This is a genomic window from Microcoleus sp. B6-A1 (assembly GCF_036705085.1).
Classification (GTDB): Bacteria; Cyanobacteriota; Cyanobacteriia; order Cyanobacteriales; family Microcoleaceae; genus Microcoleus.
In genome coordinates, this window is sequence record NZ_JAUBTU010000079.1 from 1 (window position 1) to 19,226 (window position 19,226).

Sequence of the window (19,226 nt, forward strand, 5' to 3'; positions counted from 1 at the left end):
CGAAAATCCTCAAGAAAGAGCATTTATCCGTGGGGTCGCCTCTAAAATCTAAAATCTAAAATCTAAAATCGATTGACGCACCCTACATCAGTGACTATTTGGTTTTTGAGGCGGGCGATCGATCCTCCTGCACTAAATACTCCTGTTCCTAACGGTAAATTGTTATTAGCAAGGAGCCTTTTTGATTGGAAGACGAGCGGCAATGACTATTAGAATATCAAATTGATACAATTGTTAGCAAAAACAGCGGTGGCAATGCTACTTATGCTAAAATTGCTGCGGCTAGGGAACTGGGAATTCCGGTTGTGATGGTGCAGCGCCAGCAGATTCCCGCTGTTGAGCAGGTTGCTGATTTTGAAGGGGCGATTTATTGGCTAATTCAGCAGCTGAATTGAATTGAACCGCGAAGACGCGTTCGGCGAAGCCGTTCCCGTTCCCCGCAGGGGTTCGGTGAAGGGTAGGGTAGGACGCGAAGGAAGAGGGAGCAGAAGCGCAATTACCAATTACTCTGATTTCTGCTGAGTATTCAAAGAGTTAAGATGATTGTTCATATCCTGCAAATATTTTGCTAAAACAGGATACTGTGAAGTTGCTAGCAGTGCATCTTTTTTCTGGCTGACTGTTGTTTCTAAGGGCAAAACGCGATAGTTAGTTTTATTGTTCTGAGTATAGCGGTGTACCCAAGTAGGATGTGTTTTTACATCGGTAATTTCTGTGGTTTTTTCGGGAAATTTTTTGCGAATATTTACTTGCAAAATCACGCCTAAGTCTGTATATTTTTTATTCTGACCGGAAATGAAGTTTCCCATTGAATAAATGGCTACAGCTTTGCGGCTTTTGCCATTTTTGCCGGGAAAGTTAAAAATTTTGTAAGGTTGGACGACGTGGGGATGGCTGCCGAGAATGATGTCTGCACCGGCTTTTAATAGGTTTTCAACTAATTGTTTTTGTTGGGTGTTTGGCTGTCGCTGATATTCGTCCCCAAAATGCAGGGAAATTGCGATAATATCTGCTCCTTGTTTGCGGGCTTTGGCAATGTCTTTGACTATCTTTTTTTCGTCGATTAGGGAAACTAAGTAATTTTTGCCTTTGGGTATGGGAATGCCGTTTGTGCCGTAGGTGTAGGCTAGCTTGGCTAATGAAATGTTGTTTTTGGTGCTGATTAAAGTGCGTGAAGCCTCGGCGGTAGATGTGGCTGTTCCTGTTGAGGCAATTTTGCGATCGCTCAGATTGGCGATCGTCCTAATTACGCCTTTTTCTCCACGGTCTAAAGCATGATTGTTTGCAGTTGTCAAGATATTAAATCCAGCTTTTTTAGCCGCATCAGCTAATTGAGCCGGTGCGTTAAATAGCGGATATCCCGTATATCCGCCCGCATCGGAGCCCGCTAAAGGTGTTTCGAGATTTCCGATCACCCAATCGCCTGTTGACAGGATACTTTTAACTGGTGCGAAGAAAGTGTCAAAATTGTATGTTTTCTTTTTTGCGTCGTAGCCCGATCGCGTTTGGGTACTGTGCATCATAATGTCACCGACAGCAATTAGTTTTGCTTCTTTGATCTCAGACTTGGGTTGGGCGGGAACAGGGGCTGCTATTGGCGATGGCGTCCCGCCCCGCAAGCTACGACTTTCTGTAGGCTGTGTGTTGGTTTGCTGGTTGATTTTTTGGGGTTGGATATTGCAGCTAGCCATTAAAAATGCAGCTATTACCGAGAGCGTCGGGGGAAATTTCATAATTTATCTATAGTAATTTATCGTGTTTATGGTATCATTAATAATCGCAATTTAGGCAGGTTTTTTTTTTGAACCACAGAGAGCACAGAGAACACAGAGGAAAAGAAGAAAACAGAGATGTTCGCAAGTTTTGTTAGGATATCGATGGTTTGCTGGCTACTGGAGAAGGAATGTTTAAAAAATATTTGATTATTGGATTTATAATTTTGGCATCGGTTATCGGTTTAGGTACTTTGAGCTATGCTGAAAGTTCGGCAGATAAACCTTTTGAATTTGCTTTGATTGGCGATTTGCCCTACAGTGCCGAACAGGAAGCACAATTTCCGAGTTTGATTGCAGATATCAATCGATCGCCCGCAGCGTTTGTAGTCCACGACGGCGACATTAAAAACGGTTCTAGTGTCTGCGATGATGCAACTTTTGTCAGCCGTAAGCAGTTATTTGACAATTTTGAGATACCGTTTATTCTTGCCTATGGCGATAATGAATGGACGGATTGCCACCGTTCAAAAAACGGCAGTTACGATCCAGTAGAAAGACTCGCTAAACTGCGGGAAATATTTAGCAACGGTAATCAAAGTTTGGGAAAGCGCACCTTAATTCTCACCCGTCAAAGCGAAAACCCGCAGTTTGCTAAATTCCGCGAAAATGTTCGCTGGATTTATCATGGAGTTGTGTTTTTCGCGATTAATATGCCGGGAAGCAACAACAATTTTGGTCGCACTCCCGAAGCAGATGCAGAATATGCCGATCGCAATTGGGCTAACTTAGCCTGGATCAAAGAATGTTTTGCTTTAGCTAAACGCAGCAATAGCAAAGGAATTGTGTTAGTTGCACAGGCAAATCCGGGATTTGAATTCGATCCGACGGACAAAAGAAGAAGTGGCTACAACGATTTTATCGCAACTCTGGAAACAGAAACAGGCAATTTCCCAGGGCAGGTTGTATTCGTCCACGGCGATACTCACTATTTCCGCATCGATAAACCTTTACCATATTTTACCGATGAAACTCAATTACCGAGAATGAAAAATTTTACGAGAGTTGAAACTTTTGGTTCTCCAAACGTGCATTGGTTGCGGGCTTTTTATGACCCTACTAATCCTAATTTGTTTGAGTTTAAACAGCAGATTGTTCTGCAAAATTAGGCGATATTACACCATTTTTATGCAAGATAAATATTTTTTGGATTACACTGAAGATAGGTAGCATTGAGGAATTTATTTATGACGATCGCAACTGAGCGCCTTACTCTTGAACAATTTCTAAAACTGCCAGAAACTAAACCTGCCAGCGAATATATTGAGGGGGAGATTCTCCAAAAACCTATGCCGAAAACAAAGCACAGCCTATTGCAATTAATAACCTGCAACGAAATTAATCAGGTGACGCAAACTCCCAAGATAGCTTATGCTTTTCCAGAGTTGCGGTGCACCTTTGGCGGTCGATCGATTGTTCCAGATATAGCGGTACTATTGTGGGAACAAATTCAATTTGATGAGAGCGGTGAACCATTGGATGATGTGCTAATTGCGCCGTATTGGGCGATCGAAATTCTCTCGCCACAACAAAGCTCAAATCGCGTAACTAAAAAAATTATTCACTGTCTTCAACATAATTGTCAGTTGGGATGGCTAATCGATCCAGACGATCGATCTATTCTAGCGTTTTTGCCCAACCAACAACCGCAATTCTGCGAAGGTAGCGATGTCCTTCCTGTGCCCGAAATGATTCCCCTGAATATCACCGCCGAACAGGTGTTTAGCTGGTTGAGAATGCAACAATGAATCAGGGCGATCGACTTTTTTTACATGACATCCGGTTTTAAATCTCCTTTTTTAAAGTCTCGCGTTGCGCCGAGGCAAGGCAAGTGTAGTTGCGGTTTCAACCGCCGAACGTAGGGGCGGGTTTCACCGACAATAATTGTTAATAATCGACAATATAGTAAACCCGCCCCCACCCAACGGTAAATCCCCATCTATGTTTTTCTACTGCGATCGAAATCAAGGTTCATGTAGGTTATTGGTGGTGTGGGGGCGGGTTTATATAGATTGTTTGTACTCGTTATATATTGTCTGTAAAACCCGCCCCTACATATATTGTCTGTAAAACCCGCCCCTACGAAATTCCCTATTTCCGCCACCTGTCAAATTGGTCTTCGGAACAGCCATTAATAAATTGATTGCTCACCCAACCGTCAAGGATTGTCAAAGTTTCATTAGGAGGATTACCCGAAAATCGGGCCGCAATTTTCACCCACTTACCTTGTCTGCTGACAGCCCTAACTCCGTCTCCCCTTTTCAATTTAGCAACAACTGGGTACTGATTGCCTGGGCCTTTGCGAATGTTAATAGCGCCACCTTCACCAGTAATAAACGAGCATTGAGTTTGCTTTTTTAAAGCTTCTGCTTTTGCGGGAGCCAGACTTTGCTGCTTGCCGAAAACAGGAAAACTGTAAAGTGAGAAGCTAAAACTTGCAACTACGGCTGCAATAAAAAAGGCTTTTGATTGAGTGAAAATTAGCATTATTTCATTTCCTTGGATTGGCTGAACTGAAGTCCTGACTATAATTTTTTTGAGAAGGGCTTCAGTCCTTACTACTAACTGTTATTTGACAGAGGCAAACCATTCGGTAACACCTTGGGCGATCGCCTCGGCTAACTTCTTCTGTTCTGTCGGATTCACAATCCATTCAAACTCTTCGGGATTGATCATAAATCCCAATTCCATTAAAACAGATGGAGCAACGGCAGGACGAGTCATGGCTAAGTTGTTCCAGAATACACCATAGCTCGGACGGTTCAACTTGGCAACTAAATAATTGTGCAAAAACATTGCCAAACTGTGCGCTTGCGGGTGAAACCAGAAAGCGCCGACGCCTTTAGTCTTAATCGCGTCGCCGTTATCCGGCAAAGCATTGTAGTGAATTGAAATTGCGATCGCAGGTTCTTCTTTTTGAATCATTTCCACCCTTGGCGGCAAATCCAAATCGACATCTTCTACCCGCGTCATTAGCACATTCGCGCCCCGATTTACCAATTCCTCTTGCACCAATTTCGACACCGTTAAAGCTACTGTTTTTTCCCTAATTCCCACTGGGCTCACAGCACCTCCATCTTCCGGCCCGCCGTGTCCCGGATCGATGAGAATCTTAATTCCCGACAGCGGTTTTGCTTGCGAGACAGGTATCATGCTTGTATTCGTCGGCGGGTTTTTTAAAGACAGCACTAAAGTTGTGCCCTCGTATCTCAATTTATAGCCCCACTGCTGGGCAGATTTGAGATTAAAAGTATATTGTACTTGCAGTGGCGCGATTTGTTGCCATTCTAAACGTGAAATTACTGGGTCATCCGAGAGGCGAATAATATCAGTTTGAGCGGTAGTATTGTACAGGGTTAAAGTGAAAGTGCGTTCTCCTTCCTGCACGGTGACTGGGACGGGTGTTTCTAAGGGAAATAACACCTCTGTCCAGCCGGAAACTTGACGCGAGCTGGCGCTGCGAATAATCGATCGCGGAGGCACTGTATCCTTGACAATTCGCACTTCCGATGCTTTAATCCAAGCACCGTAATCGAGTCTGAGCCATTCTCCTTCGCGCCCGATAATTGTTGCTCGCGTTCCCTTCGGCAGCGGTGTCATCCGAGAAAAATCTGTACTCGCCCCGGTTCGGGCAACACCCGGATCGGCCGTTACTTCTGCTATTTCTAAGTCAGCAGGAGAAAGAATAGAAATCTTGCCAGTACCCTGCTGGCTGATAGTTTTATCGTTCATTGTTAGCTCAAATACAGGTACTCCTAAATCAATTTTTTCTCCTTTTAGTACCGAGGAGTTAGACTCATTGCCCCCCATTGCCAAGGCGGGATTAGACTCATTGCCCCCCCTTAGCAAGGGGGGATTAGACTCATTGCCCCCCCTTACTAAGGGGGGGTTAGGGGGGGTTTTACCGCAGCCTTGATACTGTTGGCTGCCGCCTTTTTTGATGGGGGAATTTGCGTCTAACAGTACAGATGCGTTGTCGGGTAGTTCGACTTGCGATCGCGCTTTTAAAGGAATAGTAACTCCCGCCAATTTTACCGAAACTTGAGCATTCGCAGGTGCGATCGCCCCAAAGCAAATATATTCCCCCGGCAAACTCGCGACATCGACTTTCGGCGTCAGGGAATCTTTAGCAAAAGCCAATCCTACAGGGGCTTCCGGCTGATTCGACTCGCGCGTCACCTTAATTTTGACTTCCTGATTGTCGTAACGCAAGGTAAAGAGATTTTCGCCGAGTTGCAGCGGAAATGTCGGGGCGAAATGCCCGGATGCGGTGCGAGAAATTTGGTTGCCATTTACTAACACTTGTCCCGTTGCCGGCGCTGTGCCGATTAAAAAGATGCGATCGGCTGTAGTTTTGTGGTTGGCTGGAGGATAAGAGACGAACAAAGGTTGAGCCGCCACAGCTACAGAGGCGATCGCCATTATCAGCCCAAACACACATAATGCTAAAAATTTTCTCATTCTAAACCGTAACTAATTGAGACTCTGTTGGTTATTCATACTAGAACTTGGCCTAAGAAACCGGATTTCTGAGCATTAGCCGTAAGTCCTATTTACTATACAGGGCCCATTTTATCAGGTTTGTAGTTGCAATTGAGCGATCGGCAATATAAATTCCCGCGTCAAACCATTAAGTTTTAATTAGTTCAGAGGTCGTTCTCCACAGTTGCTCCAACCGATTCGCAGGCATCGTCAAATACAAAACATCCCCCGCACTCAGACAACAATTCAGCAAATCCCAGCCGTGAATAGTTTGACCCTTAGTTTCGGCATACAGAGGCACAAAATCCGCAGACTTAGCAGCATCTTGAATACGGTGGCCACAGAAAGGATGGTTTGGCGTAATCAATGTGGCCAAGCAAACCCATAGACTATCAGCAGTCATTCCGTTGCCCAAAATTCTGCCTCCAATCGCCGCCGCCGCGAAAGCAGGAGCCGCCAATTCCGTCGGGTTCAAAACTCCTTCAAACTCAAAAACTTGCTGCACCATTAAAGCAAAATGTGGATCTTGGTTGCGAACAATAACTGATAGTTTTGGGGCCAATCCTTTAGCGCTCAAGGCAATTTCGACATTAGACATATCGCTGCTAGTTACCGCCAAAAGTGCGGCCGCTTGCTTAACATTAGCAGCTTCCAGAGTTGCCGGCAAACTAGCACTTCCCTGAATGACCGGAATTTTCATTGAGCGAGCCGTGTTCAGAAACCGGCAGTTCGGATCTTGCTCGATCGCCACAATATCGTAACCGTTAGTGTGCAGTTCTTTAGCAATTTGGATACCTATTCCTCCGAGTCCGCAAATAATGTAATGATGGCGCTGCGGAACTCGCGCCACATCCCAATATTCGGTAAAGCGAGTTCCCAATACGTAATCGTTGAGGAGTGCGTAGCAGATGCCGATGATGCCCGCTCCAACTAACATCATGATAACTGTAAATAGTTTAATGCTTTCAGGAGCTTGTTCGGCCACTTTTTCATAGCCTCCGGCTCCGGTAATCATCCCTACTGAAAAATACAGAGAATCAACAATTGAGATATGCTCGTCAACACAAATATAGGTGGCGGTAGCAACGGCAATCATTGCCAGCAGCGTCAGTACAACAATTACTGCTGCTTGGCTGTGCTGCTGAAATCTGTGCAGCCTAGTTAATGTTTTGAGCAGTTTTTGAGTTAAAGTTTTTTGGGGGCTGTGGAGAGTCGGCTGAGTGGCAACAATTAGCCGATCGCCCTGTTGACACTGCCGATCGGCAAGCACCGCCGATACTAAATCAGTTTTGTTAGCAGCGGGCAGATAATAAATCAACATTCGCGAGCGATCGTCCCACAAATCGCTGAGTTTTCGATTTTTCCAAGGATGTGTTTCATCGATATATTCTTCGTGAATCGGCCAAGTGCGATCGAACAAACGCAACTGCCCGATCGCCTGACTTCCGAGAGCGGCAAAAGCAAAAACCGGAGCCGCCAATGATGAAACGCTCATGGAAGTGTGATCGGGCAAAGTGTGGTCAATCCTGTCGCCCAAGCTAGTATTGAACAATCTGTTGATGATGCGAATCTGAGGATTGAGAATCCTCGCTTGCATCAAAATTGCCAAATTCACAGCATCATCGTCTCCTGCAATTACTAAAGTGTGAGCGTTTTGAATGCCCGCCGCCAACAAGGTAGAAGCTGCTTGCAAATTGCCGACAACCACATCAGAAGTTTCGCCGCGAATTGGGCGATCGCTAATACCAACCACAATCGCTCCTTGCTGTCTCAACAAACAAAAAATCTTGTGTCCCGTGTGGCCCAACCCGCAAACAATGATTCGAGGTTTCATAAAAAGTTATTTGCCAGCCGATTTCGGAGCTGTGCTTTGTAGTTTTACTTACCATTGTTGACTCTCCTGGCTTTACAGAATGTAGCTAAAAAGACTATCTAGGAAACTTGTGCCACAGTCTCAAAGTGTTGGAAACAAAGAAAGGGCTGTGCCGTGTTCCTAAAGCCACCTTTCCCAGTGTTGAAATAAACACACCACACTGCCATGTACCTACAGACATGAGGTGCAACTAACCTGATTTAATATTTGAAAAATATCCGGGTGCGACAGCCAACCAGCGGAATGTGAATAGGCAGGGACAGGACACTGCCCTGTCCCTACAACTATGACTTCCTACATAAATTTAGCTGCCTTAGCGGCAGGAGTTATTATGAAATTGACTGCACCCTTATTAGCATCCGCTTTAGTTTTCGCCGGTACTGTCGCCTTTGCAAGCCAAGTGCAAGCAGCTCCAGCCAGCAACTCTTGGAATACCACTAGAACAACATTTCAGTGCGTTACTTCCGGTCGGAATTTTGTCACAATTGCGCGGCGCGGAAATGTCACGACTGATCCAATGATTCTGTGGAAATCTACCGAGTTCGGCCGCGAATATACACCTTGGCAGCGCTGTCAAATTGTTTCCAATAGATTGACCAAAGCTGTTGCCCAGAATGGCGGAAGACTGAGCAGCTTGCAGTTAACAACAGGAATTGTTAATAATTTGCCCGTAGTTTGTTATGTGAACGGACAGGGGCGCTGCAACTCTCAAAATCTGCTGTTCACCTTAGACAAGCGCAATGCTAAAAATCCCGGTGATGCTTTAACGAGATTGATTAATTTTGCCCAAGACGGCAGCGGGCCAGTTACAACGTTCAGAACCGGAGCTCAATCGTCTGCACCGCAGTTTGTTCCCTTTGGAGATATGGTCGATCGAGCTTTTAATTCTCCCAACAATAAACCGTCAGTTCCTGTAGCAAAACCGCAGGGCGATCGGGGTATTTAATAGCCGCGCCTCTAATATCGTTCCCGGTTGCATTCAGACATGACATAGAGGACACGGCAGTGCCGTGTCCCTACCGCGATTAATGCTAGGGAAACGGCAGTGCCGTGTCCTGGCTGTGGGTAATATTAATTCCAATGCTTGCACCTGACAAATTTTGAAACTATTGTGGGGAGTAGGGGTTGGGCTTCTAGCCCGCCCCTAAACATTTAGACTAAAAAAACTACACTGTCACCCCTTCAATCTTCTCATCTGTCAACTCGTACAACTCTCGCAATTGCTGTAATTTATCCGCATCCGGCACCCAAAAACCGCGCCCGTTAGCCTCCAACATTCGCCCTACAATATTGCGAAAAGCTTCAGGATTTGCCTCCCGCAACTTCCGCGCCATCTCTTCATCCAAAGCATAAGTATCAGCCGCCTGATCGTACACCCAACTATCAGTAAAATCAGCCGTTCCGCCCCAACCAATTAACGCCGTCATCCGCTGCGAAATTTCATAAGCGCCGCCAGAACCTTGATTGACCATAGCGTTAGCCCACTTAGGATTTAGCAACTTAGTTCGATATTCCAAACGCAGCAAATCTTCTAAATTGCGAGGCGTTGTATCCTGAGAAAAACTTTCTACAAAACTCGTGTTAACCTTTTTGCCGCGCTGCTTTTCTGCCGCTTTCTTCAAACCGCCAGTATTCGCATAATACTCTTGAATATCAGTCAAACCGTATTCAACAGAATCAATCTCTTGAATTATGCGATCGCACCCTTGCAACAACTGAGTCAAAACCTCCGGCCTCGCTTCCCCCTTATCCTTCCTGCCGTAACTAAAAACATTGCGACTTTCCCAAGTTTTCCCCAACTCATCCCCCGATTCCCAACTACCATCAACAACCCTATCGTTAACCAAAGAACCAAAATCCCCAGCCGGATTAGAAAACAACCTCGCCGAATAATTATGCACACCTTTTGCCTGCAAAATTAAAGCGTGTTTGCGAATAAAATTCTCCGATTCCGGTTCATCAGCATCCGCCGCCCGCACGAACAAATCATCCAACAATTCAATAATATTCACAAAGCTATCACGGAAAATCCCCGAAAGATTTCCCAACACATCAATCCGGGGATGACCGACATCAGCTAACGGTTTTAATTCATAGCGAACAATGCGGCCAGTACCTTCTTTTAGAGGTTCAGCCCCCACCAATTCTAGCAGAATTCCAATAGACTCCCCGCGAGTCTTAATCGCATCCAAACCCCACAACATCACCGCCACAGTCTCAGGATATTTACCCTGTTCCTCAAGGTGCTTCTCAATAATTTTTCGAGCAATTTCGCGCCCCCTTTCATAAGCAGCCGGAGAAGGCATCCGATAAGGATCTAAAGCGTGAATATTCCTGCCAGTTGGCAACACCCCAGCCCCATCCCGCAACAAATCCCCACCCGGTGCAGGCAGAATATATTCCCCATTCAAACCCCGCAAAAGATTAGTCAACTCATCCGTCGTTTGCCACAACAAATCCCGCACCAACAAACCCTCCTCAAAAACCCCATCAAACCCCTCTTTCTCTTCCTCTCTGCGCCCTCTGCGCCTCTGTGGTTCATTTTCTTCAAAAACCAGTTCACGCACCTGTTCCTGTGATAACCTATCCCCAAAATAAGCCTCAAGATAAGAGGTCATTTCCTCAGAATTAGGCGGTTCCCCCAGAACGTGCAAACCAGAAGAAAACAAGCGACATTCCACCACCTGCAAATACTCATAAAGCTTCACCAAATAGCGGTTAAAAGCATCAGCACTGAACATTCCCACATTCTCAAAACTAAAAGCAATCCCCAATTTTCGAGCATCCTCAAACGGACAATCAGCCTCCAAACCGCTATCTAAAATTTTCTTACAAATAGCCTCTTTCAGCACATAATTCTTTGCCGTATCTTCCCGATATTCCGCAATCAAATCCCGCAAAGCCATCAATTCCTTGTACAAGCCAGCACGGCCGTAGGGCGGCACGTTGTGAGAAATCAAAACACCGTAACCGCGCCGTTTTGCCAACATCGATTCCGAGGGATTGTTGGCAGCATAGATATAAAGATTCGGCAAACTTCCCAACAGAATATCCGACCAAGAATAGCCAGTATTTCCCAGAGGAGATCCCGGCAACCATTCAACAGTGCCGTGCATTCCGAAGTGAACCACAGCATCAGCTTGATAATCATTTTGCAGCCACTTGTAAAAAGCAGCGTATTGAGGGTGAGGTGTCAAATCGCGATCGAACATTAAGCGCATCGGATCGCCCGAAATTCCCAGCGGCGGCTGCAAACCTATCCAAACATTGCCCAGTTGAATGCCACCGATTTGGAACTCGTCGCCGTCTGTCTTAATGCCCGTACCAGTCAGAGATTTCCACTGTTTTTCGATACGACTTGTTAACAGATAGCCCAGCCATTTTTCTAAAGTTTTGACATTAACAGTCTCTTTTGTGGTACGGGCATCTTGCCCGTCACAGGTAGCTTCATCCGCCTCTTTCACCCTGCGAATTAACTCCTCACCGTCAGCCGGGATTTCTCCAACTGTATAACCTGCTGCTTGAAGTTTGTGCAGGAAATTTAGCAGCGATTTCGGTACATTTAATAAAGCAGCCGTACCCGCCGCACCGTAACCTGGAGGAAACCCGTAGAGAATAATCGCAATTTTCCTTTCAGAGGGCGGAGTTTGACGTAGTTTCACCCAATTGTTAATTCTACTTGTCAGGCGTTTCGCGCGATCGGGAACCAGATAAATATCTTCACCCACCAAACCGCCCAGGGGAACAGGATCGATCGCGCCATCCAACTCAGGCAAAGCATACAATACCACACTTTGCAAACCCCCAATCCCCTGACGAGTCCAAGAATGGATATCCTGAATCAGCAGAGGTGCGGACACAAAATAAGGTACATTTTTAGCAGTTAAAATGCGCTTAGCAACTTCCACCTGCCTTCCACCCTCCATCGAACCAGCAGGCCCGCCAACCAAAGGAAAGCCAATAGTAGAAACAATCGCATCAACTTCCACAGCATCTTTAGAAAGCGAAAGAGTTTCAATATTGCCTTGTTTTCGCCGCGCAGTTTCATCAGCAGTCGTCATCCAATCCCGCACCGCCACATGGCCTTCAACGCCATTGATAAAAATCGGCAAAGGCACAATTCCCGCCGCTTCAAAATAGCGAATTAATTGAGGAATATAAGGCTGCTTGGTGATAACGTGTTTGCGGTAAAGCAAGATGCCCACAACAGGGGATTTTCCTCCCTCCACTTTTTGAGACCAATTGGTCTCAAATTTTGTGGAACGGGCATCTTGCCCGTTAGAAACCCGGTCTAAATTTTCAGACAAATTAGTCTCAAATTTTGTGGAACGGGCATCTTGCCCGTTATAACCCTTTCTATCAATATGTCTAGCCTCTTTTGTGGAACGGGCATCTTGCCCGCTTCTACTCATTTGATTACCGAGATACCAATCCAAATATTGCCGAGGCGATTCAAAATAACCATTATAATCGGGATGCAATAAACCCATATTGGGAGTTTCCACAGGCGGCGGAATTTCTGCAACCTTCAGCCCCAAATACTTTTCGGCAATAATCCAAAACATCGAGACAACATTATCCGCCCCGCCCGCATTCCAGTAACCATAAATAATTAGCCAGTTTCGCAAATCTTGCACTTTTTGCACCGGCACATATTTTAATAACTTCGGCCCCACCTTCAAAAAACTGATATAACCAGCCAGCTTATCTTCTTCTCGCCCATTGCTGAACTTATCGAGAATAAACTTAACAGGCTTCGGCATTCCCTTCGGTTTGTCGCCAATTTTAAAAGCGCCAATTTGAGTAAGACTCATCAATTCCAAAGCCGACTCAAAAACCAGGCGAATCGGAATATTCTGCACCCTTTCCCGCAGCCACATTACCGCATCGTAATCAAACAGCAAACTCCCGAAAAACACATCAGCATTCGAGAGGGCGGCTGCTACAGCGTCGGGTTCGTCTACGAGGGCGCGATCGCTAAAAACCCGCACTTCCAATCCCTGACACCCAGAAACAGCCAACTCAGCAGCTTTGCGGTACAAATCAGCATTAAAAGATTCAAACCCTGCAATTAAGACAATGCGTTTCACAGCCAAACCTCGAAATATTTATTGATTGTAGCCTGGTTTAATTAGGTTATATTATATTAGATAGCATCCTCGGTGGGGGTGGGGCGGGTTTAGTAGATTTCTGGTGTTGTATTGCAGACCTTGGCGAACCCGCCCCTACATTACCAATTATCAATTATCAATTCCTAATTTCCGTCGCAACTCTCATAAAATCTAAAATCTAAAATCTAAAATCTAAAATGGTTCGAGTTCCTCCCGCAATAGTTATCTTAGGTCAAAACAGCCAGCCGATCGCCAAAAAAATCTCCGCACATTTCCCCGGTTCCCAGATTTACGGTTTAATCGATCGCACTTCCAACACAGACATCAACTTTAGCAACTTCGGCGAAACATTGCGGGAATTATTTGCCACAGAAACCCCAATCATCGGCATCTGCGCCGCCGGAATAATCATCCGTACCCTCGCCCCCCTGCTGTCAGACAAACGCGCCGAACCGCCAGTTTTAGCCGTCGCAGAAGACGGAAGCGCTGTCGTACCCCTGCTGGGCGGTTTGCACGGCGTTAATGATTTGGCCAGAGAGATTGCAGCAGCCCTCGGCGTACAGCCTGCAATTACTACCACCGGAGATATCCGGTTTCGCACCGCGCTGCTGAGTCCTCCCCAAGGCTATTATTTAGCGAATCCAGAGGACGCGAAGACTTTTATTTCAAATTTGCTCGCAGGGGAAAAAGTACGCCTAGAAGGGGCTGCAAGCTGGCTTTCCGAGAGCAATTTGCCGTTAGCGAAGCCCTCGAAGAGGATCGCCCCCGACGCAAAATTGACTATTCGCGTCACCGAAAAAGCAATTGCGCCAACGCCCGATTGTTTAGTTTACCATCCGCAAATTCTGGCAGTTGCACTCACAAAGCTATCGAATATTGAGCCGGAAATAGCGATTTCATTAGTGCAGCAAGTCTTGGAAAATGCAGGTTTAGCAGCAGCTTCCGTTGCGGGATTTTTTGCATTAAAAGATGAGATGGGAAATCCGGCACTTGAAGCAGTTTCACAATATTTTAAAGTCCCCGTCCGCTTTTTTGATCTCTCCGAACTTGTCGAATTAGACTCAATTGAATTAATCGAAAATAAGGCCGCACAAATTGCCCTGACAGCAGCCGGTGCCAACAGTCACTTAATCGAGTCCGATCGCCCAAACGCACTGAATTGCGCGATCGCCCTGGCCGCCCAACCCTTTGATGCTAGGGCGATCGGAATTAGCCGCGGCAAACTGGCGATCGTCGGTACCGGCCCCGGAGGCGCGCCCTGGATGTCCCCGGAAGTTAAGGAAATTCTGCGCGAAGCCACGGATTGGGTGGGTTACAAGTTCTATCTCGACTTAGCTGGAACCCTGCGGGAAGGGCAAAATCGGCACGATTCCGACAACCGCGAAGAGATCGATCGCGCCCGTTTTGCCCTAGATTTAGCAGCATCCGGCAAATCTGTAGCCGTCGTTTCGTCGGGAGATCCGGGTATTTTTGCGATGGCTGCAGCGGTGTTTGAGGCGATCGACTTTGATGCCAAACCCGAATGGCAAGGCATCGATATTCGGGTGGCACCGGGCATTTCAGCCATGCAGGCGGCCGCTGCTGCGATCGGAGCACCCCTCGGACACGATTTTTGCGTGATTTCGCTTTCGGATATTCTCAAGCCTTGGGAGGTCATAGAACAGCGGATTGCGGCCGCTGCGATCGCAGATTTCGCGATCGCATTTTACAATCCCATCTCGAAACAGCGGATTTGGCAACTCGCAAGGGCGATCGAAATTTTGTTGCAAAGTCGCGATCCTAAAACCCCCGTCATACTAGGGCGAAACCTCGGCCGGCCAGGTCAATCTGTGCGCGTTTGCACCCTCGGTGAATTCCAGCCGCAAGATGCTGACATGAGAACTTTAGTGATTGTCGGTTCGAGTCAAACTCGGATTATTCCCCGCAAATATGGAGATGTTTGGGTTTACACGCCGCGCAGGTATGAAAAATAAGTAAACCAGCAAAAACTTCGGAAATCAGCAATTGACTGAAAGCTAATTGACTTTGACAAGGAGATATTTTGATATCGCTGGGGGGAGTCTAGGTTAACAAATAATGGCGCATCACTCGATCGCGATCGGCCTGTTATGTCATCTCATAGTTGTCACTCTCGATTAATGAGTGATGGCCTTTGATTATAGACATCCTCGGTACTGAGGGAGCTCGGCTTCCTGAAGCCGAGTTTTTCTGGCAGACATCGATCGAATTTAGAACTCGACTCAACCATAGTAAAGGTTTCCGCTTCATTTTGGGAGAGATAGAATTTACTTCTCCGTAAATAATTTTATTATTATATAGCCAGGATAAAATCAAGGGCGATCGATGTCTGCTCAATTCCTTAATCCTACAATCATCCTACGGTTACAAAAAGAGGGCTTTCAGCCGGAAGAGTCTTCTCTGTCTTGGGGTAGACCGAATTAGTTTTTTCTTTTGATAAAATTCGCTTAAACAAAGCTTAAGAAAACTGTTAAAAAAACATGAAATTCCAAATTCCTTTAGCTCCTGGGGCTGTAACGAAATTTTTGATTCGAGTGGTGACCTGTCTAGCTTTACTCTCTTTCTTAAGTCAGATGAGTCTGTACTTCGGGCCGGAATACCCGTTGAGAGAGTATTTGGCAAAGGTATTTAACGTTGATGCCGAGCGGAACCTTCCAACCTTCTACTCATTTTTGGCATTGCTGTTTAGTTCTCTCTTGCTAGGTGTGATCGCCTATGCGAAAAATTTGGATAGCGATCGCTACAAGAATCACTGGAAAATTTTATCATTCATATTTCTATATTTATCCTTAGACGAAGCTGGTCAATTGCACGAAAAGTTTATAAATCCGATGCGAAGCCTGCTAAATGAATCAGGATTTCTTTACTTTACTTGGATTGTGCCGTTTGGTTTTCTTGTAGTGATATTTCTATTATCCTACAGTAAGTTTGTGTTGCACCTTCCTGTTGCCACAAGAAAATTATTTGTTACAGCCTGCGCTCTTTACATTGGAGGAGCAATCGGGATAGAAATGATCGGGGGATACCTATTTTCTACCACGGGAATGGAGAGTCTACCCTACCTGATAGTAGCAACCCTTGAAGAGTCATTAGAAATGCTGGGTATCGTTGTATTTATCCACGGCTTGATTTCATATATCAAGACATATTTAGGCGGGGTAAGTTGGAATATTTACATACCAGGCAAAAATACACAAGTTACAGATCATCAAAATATCGGCTTACCTGCCCTTCGCGAAGCAGCCAACACAAATCTATTAAGGTGAATCACTTAAAACAGGGTTTAATGGACGACGAAAATACTGCATTATGGCATTTAACCAGGAGAAAAAACCTGGTTTTTTTACTATTGATGCGTCCTGGACTGGAGGTTCTGTGATCTGCGGCGCACAAAACGACTAATATAGCAATTCTCGCATCATTTGTGAATTTCTTACTCCCTCCCCTTGATAAGGAGAGGATTGGGGTGGGGTAAAAAGTTTATGACTCATGCAAGGATTGCTATATACAGCGTATTCCAGGTTTATGAAGTACACCGCGCAAAACCTGGTTTCTTTAGAGTTCTCGCATCATTACTGATTCTGTTGCTCGAAACCCGGTTGATCGCGATCTACATCTACATAAAATATGCTGTATACATGGAATCTGCTGTAATTTACTTCTCAGTAAATATTTTATTATTATATATTCAGAATAAAATTAAGGGCGATCGAGGTCTGCTAAATTCCTTAATCCTACGATAACCTTACGGTTATAAAAATCTAACATCCACCCGGAGGAGTATTCGGGAGCATCTGATATTTGTAAAAACACTTCTTCTGGCTCCTTACTTCTGGCTCCTTACTTCTTCCTCTTTCCTTCTGGCTCCTGGCTCTTGGCTCCCAAGTCCAATTTCTAGCTTGGCTGCAAAAGTGATATGCGGCCGGAGTCTTCTCTATCTTTAGGTAGATCGAATTGTTTTTGTCTTTTGATAGGCTTTTCTTAAACTAAGCTTAATATAACGGCTAAAAAAACATGAAATTTCAAATTCCTTTAACTCCTGGGGCTGTAACCCAATTTTTGATTCGAGTGGTGACCTCTCTAGCTTTACTCTCTGTCTTAAGTCAGATGAGTCTGTACTTCTTGCCAAATGCCAAGTTGGCAGATTTCTTTACAAAAGCCTTCAACCTTGATGCCGAGAAGAACATTCCAACCTTATACTCATGTTTGGCATTACTGTTTAGTTCTCTCTTGCTGGGTGTGATCGCCTATGCGAAAAATTTGGATAGCGATTACTACAAGAAGCACTGGAAAATTTTATCATTCATATTTTTATTTCTATCTTTAGATGAAGCTGGGAGTTTACACGAAAAGTTGATTGACCCGCTGCGAGGTCTGCTAAATGCCACAGGAGTTTTTTACTTTACTTGGATTGTGCCGTTCGGTTTTCTGGTAGTGATATTTCTATTCTCCTACAGTAAGTTTGTGTTGCACCTTCCTGTTTCTACAAAAAAATTGTTTGTTGCAGCCTGCGCTCTTTATATTGGAGGAGCAATCGGGATGGAAATGGTCGGGGGATACATATCTTCTACAATGGGAGAGTGGGGGCTATCCTACAAAATAGTAGTGAACATTGAAGAGTCATTAGAAATGCTGGGCATCGTTGTATTTATCCACGCCTTGACTTCATATATCAAGACATATTTAGGCGGCGTAAGTTGGAATATTTACATACCCGGAAAAAACCAACCAGTTACCGATGATCAAAATATCGGCTTACCTGCCCTTAGCGAAGCAGCCAACACAAATCTATTAAGATAAATCACTTGAAACCGGGTTTGAGCGACGATGAAAATACTCCATTCGGGTGTTTAATGTCGATAAAAAACCCGGTTTTTTTGGTACTGATGCGTCCTGGGCTGGAGGTTCTGCGATTTTCGGCACACCAAACGACTAATATGTAGGGTGCTTGTTGCACCAAACGACTAATTAGGCCTAGAACAGCTTAGTTTACAGATGACATCCTCACCTTTACCAGAAAATCGCTAAGAGCAACCTTTGCATTAGGATTTGATGGCAAATGACTTGTAAAACTTGCATCTTCTAATATATTAAGTAGCCGATCGCGCTCTTGCTGATAAAATTCTATATCTGTATCTTCCAGCACAGATTTTTCCTCCCCAGCCAGCTTGCGCTCAATCAAATCAGGAATATACGACAACTGGAACTTATCATTAAGCTTCACCAAATTCGCCTCAACTTCCCCCGTTTGCATCAAGTGAATCCCAGCCAGCAACACCCGGTAAACGTACAGAAGCGGCTTAACCCGACGCGGGCGTTCTTTCTCAAACAATTTCCATTGAGTTTGAGCAAAACCGAGATAGTGGTGGCTGTGGTGCTTGGTGATGCAGTTTGAGGCGAGATCCTTTAATTCCTCGTGTTCCTTTGTAGTGTAAACTATTAGTGGCGAATACAGTTGTTCTAGCACGTAGCCGTTGCGCTTCAACAGCAACTCAAAAAATTTCTTGATGTCGTGAGTTACTAAATCGAGTTGCATTCCCTCCCGAACTTCCGAAACTTCGATTGTTTCTTCTGCAGAAATCAGTCCAATTACTTTCGGTAGCGGTAAGATGTGTACTCCCCGCAAGTCGAAGTCAGAATCTGCGGAAGGAAAGCCGTATAAGTGCGAACCGCTGACAGTCGCAAACAGCAGCGGATAAGGTTGAACGGAGATAATTGGGGCGAGATTCGAGATGTATTCTGTCATTTTTTCAACATTTTATCAATGCTAATTTCAATTCCGGTTAAACAATCGCAAATACCTGTAGGGGCGGGTTTTACCAACCATATATGTCTCAAATTAACGATCTCGTAAACCCGCCCCTTTTAGCCGAAGGAAACTCGTATAAGTGCCAACCGCTGACAGTCGCAAACAGCAGCGGATAAGGTTGAACGGAGATAATTGGGGCGAGATTCGAGATGTATTCTGTC

At 45.3% G+C, this 19,226-nt stretch carries 14 protein-coding genes; 7 read left to right on the forward strand and 7 right to left on the reverse strand.

Annotated elements, in window-relative coordinates; genetic code table 11:
- Nucleotides 1-272 precede the first annotated feature (272 nt).
- Nucleotides 273-395, forward strand: a complete 123-nt coding sequence (locus QUB11_RS23850; RefSeq protein ID WP_333150278.1) for a hypothetical protein — start codon at nt 273-275, stop codon at nt 393-395.
- 108 nt (nt 396-503) lie between these two features.
- On the opposite strand, the gene QUB11_RS23855 is transcribed toward QUB11_RS23850, so the two are convergent.
- On the reverse strand, nt 504-1,733 hold the full coding sequence (locus tag QUB11_RS23855; protein ID WP_333206412.1) for a CapA family protein: 1,230 nt from the start codon (nt 1,731-1,733) through the stop codon (nt 504-506).
- Nucleotides 1,734-1,903: 170 nt separating this feature from the next.
- On the opposite strand from QUB11_RS23855, the gene QUB11_RS23860 reads away from it, so the two are divergent.
- Together QUB11_RS23860 and QUB11_RS23865 are read left to right on the forward strand one after the other, a co-directional pair.
- Complete coding sequence (locus tag QUB11_RS23860; RefSeq protein WP_333206411.1) at nt 1,904-2,881, forward strand: hypothetical protein; 978 nt, start codon at nt 1,904-1,906, stop codon at nt 2,879-2,881.
- 78 nt (nt 2,882-2,959) lie between these two features.
- Nucleotides 2,960-3,520 (forward strand): Uma2 family endonuclease, encoded by a 561-nt coding sequence (locus tag QUB11_RS23865; RefSeq protein ID WP_333206409.1) that lies wholly within the window; start codon nt 2,960-2,962, stop codon nt 3,518-3,520.
- A 20-nt stretch (nt 3,521-3,540) separates the two neighbouring features.
- Here QUB11_RS23865 and QUB11_RS23870 read toward each other — a convergent pair whose 3' ends face one another.
- The 4 genes from QUB11_RS23870 to QUB11_RS23885 all read right to left on the reverse strand — a co-directional run bounded on the left by QUB11_RS23870 (nt 3,541) and on the right by QUB11_RS23885 (nt 8,088).
- Nucleotides 3,541-3,711: a hypothetical protein gene (locus tag QUB11_RS23870; RefSeq protein ID WP_333206408.1), complete on the reverse strand. Its 171-nt coding sequence runs from the start codon at nt 3,709-3,711 to the stop codon at nt 3,541-3,543.
- Nucleotides 3,712-3,863: 152 nt separating this feature from the next.
- Nucleotides 3,864-4,259: an SH3 domain-containing protein gene (locus tag QUB11_RS23875; protein ID WP_333055776.1), complete on the reverse strand. Its 396-nt coding sequence runs from the start codon at nt 4,257-4,259 to the stop codon at nt 3,864-3,866.
- 81 nt (nt 4,260-4,340) lie between these two features.
- Nucleotides 4,341-6,233 (reverse strand): N-acetylmuramoyl-L-alanine amidase, encoded by a 1,893-nt coding sequence (locus tag QUB11_RS23880; RefSeq protein ID WP_333206407.1) that lies wholly within the window; start codon nt 6,231-6,233, stop codon nt 4,341-4,343.
- A gap of 169 nt (nt 6,234-6,402) precedes the next feature.
- On the reverse strand, nt 6,403-8,088 hold the full coding sequence (locus tag QUB11_RS23885) for an NAD-binding protein (protein WP_333206406.1): 1,686 nt from the start codon (nt 8,086-8,088) through the stop codon (nt 6,403-6,405).
- Nucleotides 8,089-8,458: 370 nt separating this feature from the next.
- Between QUB11_RS23885 and QUB11_RS23890 the strand changes: the two genes are divergently transcribed.
- Complete coding sequence (locus tag QUB11_RS23890) at nt 8,459-9,073, forward strand: COP23 domain-containing protein (RefSeq protein ID WP_333257522.1); 615 nt, start codon at nt 8,459-8,461, stop codon at nt 9,071-9,073.
- Between the two features lie 220 nt (nt 9,074-9,293).
- On the opposite strand, the gene QUB11_RS23895 is transcribed toward QUB11_RS23890, so the two are convergent.
- Nucleotides 9,294-13,217 (reverse strand): cobaltochelatase subunit CobN, encoded by a 3,924-nt coding sequence (locus tag QUB11_RS23895; protein ID WP_333206403.1) that lies wholly within the window; start codon nt 13,215-13,217, stop codon nt 9,294-9,296.
- A gap of 218 nt (nt 13,218-13,435) precedes the next feature.
- Here QUB11_RS23895 and cobJ point away from each other — a divergent pair, with 218 nt between their 5' ends.
- The 3 genes from cobJ (at nt 13,436) to QUB11_RS23910 (ending at nt 18,056) form a co-directional block, all read left to right on the forward strand.
- Nucleotides 13,436-15,211, forward strand: a complete 1,776-nt coding sequence (gene cobJ / locus QUB11_RS23900) for a precorrin-3B C(17)-methyltransferase (protein WP_333206401.1) — start codon at nt 13,436-13,438, stop codon at nt 15,209-15,211.
- 525 nt (nt 15,212-15,736) lie between these two features.
- Entirely contained in the window at nt 15,737-16,522 is a 786-nt protein-coding gene (locus QUB11_RS23905; RefSeq protein WP_333206397.1) for a hypothetical protein, read from the forward strand.
- Nucleotides 16,523-17,270: 748 nt separating this feature from the next.
- Nucleotides 17,271-18,056 carry a hypothetical protein gene (locus QUB11_RS23910; protein WP_333206396.1) on the forward strand — a complete coding sequence of 262 codons (786 nt, stop codon included), beginning with the start codon at nt 17,271-17,273 and terminating at the stop codon, nt 18,054-18,056.
- A gap of 184 nt (nt 18,057-18,240) precedes the next feature.
- Here the strand turns inward: QUB11_RS23910 and QUB11_RS23915 are convergent, their stop codons facing one another.
- A complete protein-coding gene (locus QUB11_RS23915; protein WP_333206395.1) occupies nt 18,241-19,002 on the reverse strand; it encodes a nucleotidyltransferase domain-containing protein in 762 nt (253 codons plus the stop codon).
- Nucleotides 19,003-19,226 lie beyond the last annotated feature (224 nt).

What these genes read in the sequence shown, in the direction of transcription:
- QUB11_RS23855 (WP_333206412.1), bottom strand. Translation starts at nt 1,733, where the DNA reads ATGAAATTTCCCCCGACGCTCTCGGTAATAGCTGCATTTTTAATGGCT.
- QUB11_RS23865 (WP_333206409.1), top strand. Translation starts at nt 2,960, where the DNA reads ATGACGATCGCAACTGAGCGCCTTACTCTTGAACAATTTCTAAAACTG.
- QUB11_RS23885 (WP_333206406.1), bottom strand. Translation starts at nt 8,088, where the DNA reads ATGAAACCTCGAATCATTGTTTGCGGGTTGGGCCACACGGGACACAAG.
- QUB11_RS23860 (WP_333206411.1), top strand. Translation starts at nt 1,904, where the DNA reads ATGTTTAAAAAATATTTGATTATTGGATTTATAATTTTGGCATCGGTT.
- QUB11_RS23915 (WP_333206395.1), bottom strand. Translation starts at nt 19,002, where the DNA reads ATGACAGAATACATCTCGAATCTCGCCCCAATTATCTCCGTTCAACCT.
- QUB11_RS23870 (WP_333206408.1), bottom strand. Translation starts at nt 3,711, where the DNA reads ATGGGGATTTACCGTTGGGTGGGGGCGGGTTTACTATATTGTCGATTA.
- QUB11_RS23890 (WP_333257522.1), top strand. Translation starts at nt 8,459, where the DNA reads ATGAAATTGACTGCACCCTTATTAGCATCCGCTTTAGTTTTCGCCGGT.
- QUB11_RS23880 (WP_333206407.1), bottom strand. Translation starts at nt 6,233, where the DNA reads ATGAGAAAATTTTTAGCATTATGTGTGTTTGGGCTGATAATGGCGATC.
- QUB11_RS23910 (WP_333206396.1), top strand. Translation starts at nt 17,271, where the DNA reads ATGAAATTTCAAATTCCTTTAACTCCTGGGGCTGTAACCCAATTTTTG.
- cobJ (WP_333206401.1), top strand. Translation starts at nt 13,436, where the DNA reads ATGGTTCGAGTTCCTCCCGCAATAGTTATCTTAGGTCAAAACAGCCAG.
- QUB11_RS23875 (WP_333055776.1), bottom strand. Translation starts at nt 4,259, where the DNA reads ATGCTAATTTTCACTCAATCAAAAGCCTTTTTTATTGCAGCCGTAGTT.
- QUB11_RS23905 (WP_333206397.1), top strand. Translation starts at nt 15,737, where the DNA reads ATGAAATTCCAAATTCCTTTAGCTCCTGGGGCTGTAACGAAATTTTTG.